The 8211-nt window shown below is 67.0% G+C and carries 10 protein-coding genes; 3 read left to right on the top strand and 7 right to left on the bottom strand.

Features of this window, described 5'->3' with window-relative positions:
- Positions 1-896, bottom strand: an 896-nt coding sequence (locus tag A9W95_RS06230) for a PPE family protein (protein WP_156746045.1), incomplete at its 3' end; no start/stop codon positions are given.
- Between the two features lie 515 nt (positions 897-1411).
- On the opposite strand from A9W95_RS06230, the gene A9W95_RS06225 reads away from it, so the two are divergent.
- Complete coding sequence (locus A9W95_RS06225; protein WP_253851575.1) at positions 1412-2083, top strand: TetR/AcrR family transcriptional regulator; 672 nt, start codon at positions 1412-1414, stop codon at positions 2081-2083.
- 124 nt (positions 2084-2207) lie between these two features.
- Positions 2208-3650: a PE family protein gene (locus A9W95_RS06220; RefSeq protein WP_067409760.1), complete on the top strand. Its 1443-nt coding sequence runs from the start codon at positions 2208-2210 to the stop codon at positions 3648-3650.
- Between the two features lie 17 nt (positions 3651-3667).
- Here the strand turns inward: A9W95_RS06220 and A9W95_RS06215 are convergent, their stop codons facing one another.
- The 4 genes from A9W95_RS06215 to A9W95_RS06200 all read right to left on the bottom strand — a co-directional run bounded on the left by A9W95_RS06215 (position 3668) and on the right by A9W95_RS06200 (position 6506).
- Entirely contained in the window at positions 3668-3964 is a 297-nt protein-coding gene (locus tag A9W95_RS06215; RefSeq protein ID WP_067409755.1) for a hypothetical protein, read from the bottom strand.
- The gene (locus tag A9W95_RS06210) at positions 3961-5451 is read right to left on the bottom strand and encodes a class I adenylate-forming enzyme family protein (protein WP_067409754.1); all 1491 of its coding nucleotides are present in this window, start codon (positions 5449-5451) and stop codon (positions 3961-3963) included. The genes A9W95_RS06215 and A9W95_RS06210 overlap by 4 nt, the downstream gene beginning before the upstream one ends.
- Positions 5452-5539: 88 nt before the next feature.
- Complete coding sequence (locus A9W95_RS06205) at positions 5540-5839, bottom strand: hypothetical protein (protein ID WP_371328030.1); 300 nt, start codon at positions 5837-5839, stop codon at positions 5540-5542.
- A gap of 136 nt (positions 5840-5975) precedes the next feature.
- Positions 5976-6506 carry an isoprenylcysteine carboxylmethyltransferase family protein gene (locus A9W95_RS06200; protein WP_067409752.1) on the bottom strand — a complete coding sequence of 177 codons (531 nt, stop codon included), beginning with the start codon at positions 6504-6506 and terminating at the stop codon, positions 5976-5978.
- Between the two features lie 78 nt (positions 6507-6584).
- On the opposite strand from A9W95_RS06200, the gene A9W95_RS06195 reads away from it, so the two are divergent.
- On the top strand, positions 6585-7175 hold the full coding sequence (locus tag A9W95_RS06195; RefSeq protein ID WP_067409757.1) for a TetR/AcrR family transcriptional regulator: 591 nt from the start codon (positions 6585-6587) through the stop codon (positions 7173-7175).
- Here the strand turns inward: A9W95_RS06195 and A9W95_RS06190 are convergent.
- Together A9W95_RS06190 and A9W95_RS06185 are read right to left on the bottom strand one after the other, a co-directional pair.
- Positions 7172-7957, bottom strand: coding sequence for a crotonase/enoyl-CoA hydratase family protein (locus A9W95_RS06190; protein ID WP_067409751.1), 786 nt, complete (start codon positions 7955-7957; stop codon positions 7172-7174). The two genes, A9W95_RS06195 and A9W95_RS06190, sit on opposite strands and share 4 nt — an antisense overlap.
- Positions 7958-7984: 27 nt before the next feature.
- The coding region (locus A9W95_RS06185) for a WS/DGAT domain-containing protein (protein WP_156746044.1) at positions 7985-8211 on the bottom strand (227 nt) is incomplete at its 5' end.

Raw genomic sequence — 8211 nt, 5'->3', positions numbered from 1 at the left:
CCGGCGGCCAGCACCGCTGACTGGCTGGCAAGGTAGGGAGCGACTTCGGCGATGTGCAGCGGGAAGTCGAACAACTCCAGGCTGATCAGGTACTGGATCGCGAAAACCGGGTTGGTCGTGAGGTATTCGCCGAACTGCTGGAAGTCCTCTAGGAGTTCGAGGCTGCGAACCACGTAGAAGATCGGCTGACTGGCGTCGGTGTAGTCATCGAAGTCAAGCCCGTTGACGGTGCCCTCGGCCGGATTCCAGTTGATGCCGAAGTTCTGCAGGAATTGGGAGACGGCTTGATCGAGCGGGTTGTCGATGGTCGGGTCGTGCGCCAGCGTGTCATCGGAGATCCCGTCGAGGAAGTTCTTTACGATCGGCGGCACCGCGGGACTGTTCTGCAGTTGGGTGAGCACACCGATCGCGTCGGCCTGGGCTTGGTAGATCGCCATGGTGACCGCGGCCTGGATCCACATCTGCACGTACTGGAGCTCATTGACCGCGAGGGGAATGGTGTTGATGCCGAAGAAATTGGTCGCCACCAACGCGGCGTGAACGGCGTGGTTGGCAGCCAGCTCGGGCAGCGTCGGCATGGCCGCTAACGCCGCGGTATAGGCCGCTGCCATGGTCTCGTGTTGCGCGGCGGTCTGCGCGCTGTTGGCGCTTTCTTGGCTCAACCACGCCAGATACGGAAGGTGGGCGCCGGCATAGGCTTCCGCGCTCGGTCCGGCCCACGCGCCGGCCTGCACCGCACCCAGGACCGCGCTGAGTCCCTGTTCCACGGCGACGTATTCAGCGCTCAACGATTGCCAGGCTGCCGCCGCCGCCAGCAGGGAACCCGGTCCCGGCCCACTGCTCAGCAACGCCGAATGGACCTCAGGCGGCGAGGCCATCCAGACCGGGCCGGTGATCACTGCGGCGGGCAAGCGAGCACTCCCTTTTCGGAGGACACGATGAGATACATATGACCTGTCATTGGACTGGATATGAATATCATTTTCATTAAAGCCGTGCCCTGCGCCGGGCGCAAGTTGGCTGGGGAGGCGAGTGAAGCCGTGGACCGGGGGCCTGCGCGCCGCCGCGCGGGTGAGCCGCCGCGGTTATGCGAGAAACCATAATTAAACCGCCCCGTAGGCGGCGGCTGGACGTATAGGGATCCGGATCTGGGCCGTTACACGGTCGTAACCGGCCGATTCCTTAGAGAGTTGCTAACTTTACAGCTGTCTTATATGCTTCTTTGCATAGTCATGAGCTGGAGGCCACGGCGCATGAGCAGTAACCCACTTCGGGGAGTGACCATGTGGATGATCGAACTCAATGTCGCCGGCCATCGATACACGCGTGAAATTCCGAGCCTGCGGCGCCGGTCCTTCCGGTTCAACCCACGCAGCCTGCACTGGCCGGTGGCCCGGCACTCGCCCGCGGCATGAGACGCGACGACCCCCATCCGGCTAAACGCGGCGGCACCCGCGCCAAGATGGTGGTCAGCGCTGCCCAGGTGATGCGCGAATGCGGCGCGGCCGGCGTGACCATTGATGCGGTCCTGGCACGCAGCGGTGCCCCGCGGGGATCGGTGTACTACCACTTCCCGGAGGGCCGCAGTCAAATCCTGACCGAGGCGCTGCGTTACGCCGGTGACAGCATCACCGCCACCATCGACGCCGCGATCGACCGGGGTGCGCGGGCGCTGTTGCGGGAGTTTGTCGAGTTCTGGGAGAACCTGTTGCTCGACGGCGGCTTCGCGGCCGGCTGCCCGGTGGTGGCCGCCGCGATCGGCTCCGCCGACGACGAGGTGTCGTTGGCCAGTGAGGCCGGCGTCATTCTGGGTCGCTGGTGCACCGCGTTGACCCGCGCGTTCGTCGCCGATGGCTTCGACGACACCGACGCCGCATCGCTGGCGGTGACGTCGATCGCCGCGCTGGAGGGCGCGATCGTGCTGTGCCGCTCCACACACAGCATTGGCCCGCTGCGCGAGGTGGGTGATCAGCTCGAGTTCCTCATCAAGGCAAGGGAATTCGTGCGGCGCAACGGTTTGGCCGACAAACGAGAGGGCTCACCCAAGGTGACGCCCGTCGCGGAGCCGGTGGCACTCGACTGATCGCCCGCGATTTTTATCATGGGCTTGGCCGCAATAAGGCGCTACGATTCGGATGTTTTGCTGCGGCTCGATGATCAGCTGAGTTGACGACCGCCGCAGCCGGATTCGCCGGTCGGAGGTGCGGGTGTCGTTTTTGCAAGCTATACCGGATGTAATGGCCACGGCCTCAACAGATTTGGCTGCAATCGGGTCGGCGATCGGCGAGGCCAATGCGGCCGCCGTCGCCCCGACTTCGGCGATACTGGCCGCCGGCGCGGACCAGGTATCAGCCGCCGTCGCTGCCTTGTTCAGCGCGCACGGGCAGGCTTATCAGACGCTAGGGGCGCAGGCGGCGGCATTTCACCAGCAGTTCCTGCAAGCGTTGAATGCCGGCGCCGGCGCCTACGCCAGTGCGGAGGCCGCTAACGCCGCGGCCGCCGCCAATCCATGGCAGGCACTGCAGCAACAAGTGCTCAACCTGATCAACGCGCCCACGCAGCAGTTGCTCAATCGACCGCTGATCGGAAACGGCGCCAACGGGCGGCCGAACTCCGGTGAGAACGGCGGAGCCGGAGGTCTGCTGTGGGGCAATGGCGGCAACGGCGGGTCGGGCCGACCCACTACGGCGTCCCAAGCCGCCGGGCCCGGCGGAAACGGCGGGCCCGCAGGGCTATTCGGCAACGGCGGTAATGGCGGAGTGGGCGGTTTGAGCAACATCGGCGGCGCCCCCGCAGGTGCCGGCGGCGCCGGCGGCACCGGTGGACTGTTGTGGGGCAACGGCGGAGCGGGCGGCATCGGTGGCGCATACACACTCAGCACCGGCGCGGGATCCGGTGGCGCAGGTGGCGCTGGAGGCAACGCCATCGGACTGTTCGGCAGCGGCGGCGCCGGCGGCGCCGGCGGCAATGTCGCCTTCGGCAATGTCAATGCGCTGGCCGGCGCTGGCGGACACGGCGGGGACGGCGGCCTGTTGAACGGATTCGGCGGGGACGGTGGCCGGGGCGGGGACGGCGGCCGGGGCAATGTCGGCGGAAACGGTGGCCTGGGCGGGCTGTTCACCGGCGATGGCGGCCACGGCGGGGATGGCACCGGCGGTCAACCCGGCGGTGCCGGCGGAAACGCCCGGTTGATCGGCAATGGCGGCGGCGGCGGCAACGGAGGATCGTCCGGTCCCACCTTCAGCGTGGACGGCGGCGCCGGTGGCGCCGGTGGTCTCGGCGGACTGGTGTTCGGCAACGGCGGGTTCGGCGGCCTCGGCGGGCAATCCGCCGCCGGCATCGGCGGCACCGGCGGTGCGGGCGGCAACGCCATCGGACTGTACGGCGCGGGCGGGCACGGTGGTGACGGAGGCCAAAGCGGCTTCTCCGCGGGCAACGGCGGCCGGGGTGGCAATGGCGGCTTGACCGGCGATGGCGGTGACGGCGGTAGCGCCGGGACCGGTATCGCTAACGGCATTGGCGGTGCGGGCGGAAATGCCCAGTTCATCGGCAATGGCGGCGCGGGTGGCCGCGGCTTCGCGGGGGCGGACGGTCCCGGCGGCGCCGGAGGCTTGCTACTCGGCGTCCCAGGACCCGACGGTTCCAGCTAGAGGTCGTAAGCCTGCGGTCAGTCGCTGGCCGGGAGCGGCTTGACCTCTTTGAGTTCCAGCCTGGTCTGCCCGATGCTCAGCGACCCCTTGCCCGGCTTGGTGACCAGTACCTCCGCACCGGTTTCGTCGACATAGCGCTTGCCCATGACGCTGCCGTCGGCGAAGGCGGGATCCAGCTCGCCGGACCGCTCGCCGCCGATCGGCACCATCGGGGCCCCGCCGCAGCGCAGATCGTCAAGGCTGTCGGAGCTTCTCACGACGATGACCTGGGTGTCGCACACCTGGCTGGCCAGGCGGGTTCCGTTCTTGATCATGCGCGCAGTCCTTCCAACGTCTCGATGATCTCCCGGCGAAGCACCTTGCCGGTCGCGGTGGTGGGCAGCTCGTCGCGAAACACTACCCGGTCGGGGGTACGGGACCCGCGCAAAGTTTGGCGGACGTACTCACGGAGTTCGTCGGGGTCGGGGTCGACACCAACGGCCGGGACGACCACCGCGACGATCGCCTGGCCCCACTGTTCGTCCTCGACGCCGACCACCGCGACGTCGCGTACCGCGGGGTGCTCGATCAGCACCTCCTCCAGCTCGGCCGGCGCGATGTTCTCCCCGCCGCGGATGATGGTGTCGTCGCTGCGTCCGCCGATGAACAGGTAACCGTCTTCGTCCAGGACGGCGATGTCTTTGGTTGGGAACCAACCGTTTTCGTCGAGCACCGAACCGATGCCGGTGTAGCGGCCGGAGACCTGCTCGCCGCGCACATAGAGCTCACCGCTGCGGCCGGGCGCTAACACGGTGCCGTGTTCGTCGCGGATTTCCAGTTCGATGCCTGGTACCGGCCGTCCGACCGAGCCCAACCGCTTGGCGCCGCCGGCGTCGGCGGCCGACAGCGCCGTGCGGTGGTCTTCGGGCGTGAGTACCGCGATCGTCGAGCTGGTTTCGGTCAGGCCGTAGGCGTTGACGAAGCCCACGTCGGGCAGCAGTTCCAGCGCGCGGCGCACCAGCGGCAGGGCGACCCGCGAGCCGCCGTAGGCCAGGTTGCGCAACGACGGCAGCTTGTGGTCACCAGATTCCAGCACGGTGACGATGCGGTCGAGCATGGTGGGCACCACCGTCGCGGTGGTGACATGCTCAGCGTTGATCAGCCGAACCCATTCTTGGGCATCGAAATTGGGCAGGTAGACCATCTTGCGCCCGGCGTAGAGATTGGACAGGGCGGCCCCGACACCGGCGATGTGGTAGGGCGGCACGCAGATCAGCGCCGCGTCGTCGGTTGCGGCGGAATCGAATTCGACCGTACCGGTGACATAACTGGTCAAGTTGTTGTGCGTCAGCTCGACGGCCTTGGGCTGCGAGGTGGTACCCGAGGTGAACAGCACGATGGCCACCGAGTCCGGATCCGGGAACTCCGCGGCGGGCTCGGCACTGCCGGCCGCGGCGCGGAATTCGTCGGAGCCGACGACGCGCTCAGCAGGCCCGACCATGTCGCGATACCGCTCGTCGACGATCACCAACGGCTCGGGCAACCGCTCGATCAGAGCACCGATGCCATCAGCGGACAGTCGGTAGTTCAGCGGGGTGAAGGGCACACCGGCGCGCGCCGCGGCGAAGATGAGCAGCGGCAACATGGCGCCGCCGGTCCCGACGTAGGCGACGTGGCGGGCGTTGGATGCGGCGATCACCCCGGCGCCGCCGTCGGCCAGGTCGCTGAGTTGCTGAGTGGTCAGGCGTAGGTCGCCGCTGACGAGCGCGGTTCGATCGGGGTTGGTGGACGCAGCCATCTCGAGCAGCAGCGAAATGCTCATCCTCGATCCTTCGCCGATCGCGCCCGTTACAAATCTTGTCCGTAGTGTAACCCATGGTGGCCGCGGCGGTGCGGCGGGTTGTGTGTCGTCACTTCACCTTGGCGCATGCGGCAATCAACGCCTCTGGGTCGTCCACGCTGATGGTGAGCTTGCTCAATTCGATGGGAAAGCCCACCGCCCGGGCACGTACGGCTGGGTCGATGTTCAAGTCGACCAGGCCGTGCGAGGAGCCATTGACCAGCCACCCGCGCCCTGGGGCGCTGTGCACACCCCAGCCGAAGGGGCGGCGGGCGCTGCGCTCGGCACTGGTGATGGCCGCCAGCGGAATGGTCGCGTCGAATGCCCAGCCCATCTTCACGTGCAGGTCAGGGCCGGAGATGCGGAGCATGCTGGACTTTGGTCCGAGGCCGAGCGGAACTGTCAGTGGCAGGACCCAGCGGTCGTAGCGAATCTTTATAGCAGCAGTATCCGCCTGAAAGTTCGAGAAGAACCCGCGATTAGGTGGCGATCCACCTGGTGGCGACTCACGGCCAGGCCGAGACTCGTGGCAGCCACGCCCGCACGTTGCGCCGGTATTCCACGTAGTCATGGCCGTAGCGCCGCTCGAGATGCGGCTCTTCCCACCACCGAATGACCGCCGCCTGGAGCCCCCCGAAAATCGCGAACCATAACAGCAACCATCCGGAAGCCGAAATGGCCACCTCGCCCAGCAGGATGCACAGCACCCCGCTGATCATGGGGTTGCGCGCATGCCGGTACGGGCCCTCGATGACCAGCTTGACCGGCTCGCCGAGGACGTCGCCGACGCCGAGCGTGCCCTCGCCCACTCGGTCGAACAGCGCCACCGTCCACACCAGTAAGCCCAGGCCGGCGACCACTAACAAGCCACCGACGGTGACCAGCGCGATGCTTGTCGCCGAATCCAAGGTGGGCACCGGTACCCCGGCCACAGCGACGATCACCGCAGGTATGACCAGCGTCATGGTGATTGGAGCGATCAGGAAGGACAGCAGGTGCCGCCACCAAAGCCGACGTTCATGTGTATTGGTGTTCATACTTCAACCTCCGTTCAAGATTTGAGGCTACGCGCGCGTCATGGAAAGATCAACAGGCGTTGAAGTATGCTCGTCGGTATGTCAGCACCCCAACGCAGCGGCCGCTGGCGCACCGGTCAGCAGAACAAGCAACGGATCATCGACGTTGCGCGCACCCGGTTCATGCGCGACGGGTACGAGCGGGCCACCGTGCGCGCGATTGCCGCCGAAGCCGGGGTGGATGTCGCGATGGTTTATTACTTTTTCGGCAACAAGGAGGGGCTGTTCACCGCGTCAGCGCTGACCGGACCGCAGCACCCGCTGCATCAGTTGGCCACGCTGCTCGACGAGGGGACCGCCGACATCGGTCCGCGGCTGGTGCGTCGCTTCGTGGAGCAGTGGGACAAGGACGCCGGCTTCGAGCCGCTGCTAACGCTGTGGCGCTCGGCGGCCATCCAGCCCTCGGCACGAAAAGTGTTGCAAGACAGCCTCGCCGGTCCGATCGCCGAACGGGTCGCGACCGAGTTCGGGGTGAGCGACGCCCGACTGCGGGTCGAGTTGGTGGCCAGCCATCTGGCGGGGTTGGCGTTCGCCCGCTACCAGCTCAAGATCGAGCCGCTGGCATCTACCAGCGTCGAGGAGCTGATCACCTGGTTGGGCCCGACGGTGCAGCGATATCTGACCGGTTAACTGCCGGTCCAGCGCGGCGGGCGCTTCTCGGCGAAGGCGATGGCGCCTTCCTTGGCGTCGTTGGACATGAAGATCGGGGCCAGGATCTTCATCTGCTTGGCGAACCGGTCTTCCAGGCTCCAGCCGCGGGACTCGGTGATGATTCGTTTGGTGGCCGCCACGGCGAGCGGGCCGTTGGCGGTGATCTTCTCGGCCAGCTCGATCGCGGCGTCGAGCGCCTTGCCCGGCTCGGCCACCACGTTGACCAGCCCGAGCTCGTGGGCCCGTTCGGCGGACAGGTTGTCACCGGTCAGCGCCAACTCCATGGCGATGGCGTACGGGATGCGTTCGGGGAGGCGCAGCAGGCCGCCCCCGCCGGCGACCAGACCGCGTTTGACTTCGGGGATGCCGAAGGCCGAATCGCGGGCGGCCACGATCAGGTCGGTGGCCAGCGCCAGCTCCGTTCCGCCGGCCAGCGCATAGCCTTCGACGGCCGCGATGAGCGGCTTGGCGGGTGGGCGTTCGGTGAAGCCCATGCCCCGGCCCTCGACCACGACGTTCTCGCCGCGAGCGAATGCCTTGAGGTCCATGCCCGCGCAGAAGGAGCCGCCCGCTCCGGTGAGGATGGCCACCGAAAGTCCGGCGTCGTCGTCGAGGCGGTCCATGGCGTCGGCCAGGCCTCGGCTGACCGCGGCGTTGACCGCGTTCTTGGCTTTGGGCCGGTTGATCGTGATGATCAGAATGCGGTCGCGTTGTTCGACCAGGACTTCGGGTTCGGTAGCTTCGTTGCTCACAGTGCTGATGGTAACGGCCGGGGATTGCCGGTCGGATCACGCCGGAGCCATGGCGGCCTCGACGACCGTCAGCTCCTCGGAAAGCCCTGCCGCGCGGCGTATTTCGACGAAGTCGGTGACCATGGCGTCGGTGACCTCATGCGGATCCTTGAGCGTCGCGCCGTCGCTGAGCACCGAGATGTTGAGCTGGTCGACATAGCTCCACACGGTGATGTTCAGTCCACTGCCCGCGGTCAGCGGTCCCACCGAGTAGATCTCGGTGA

The sequence above is a fragment of the Mycobacterium sp. 1423905.2 genome, assembly GCF_001673155.1.
In the GTDB taxonomy this organism is placed as follows: Bacteria; Actinomycetota; Actinomycetes; order Mycobacteriales; family Mycobacteriaceae; genus Mycobacterium.
The sequence above is the reverse complement of the archived record's forward strand: the minus strand, read 5'-3'. Positions and strand labels throughout refer to the sequence as shown.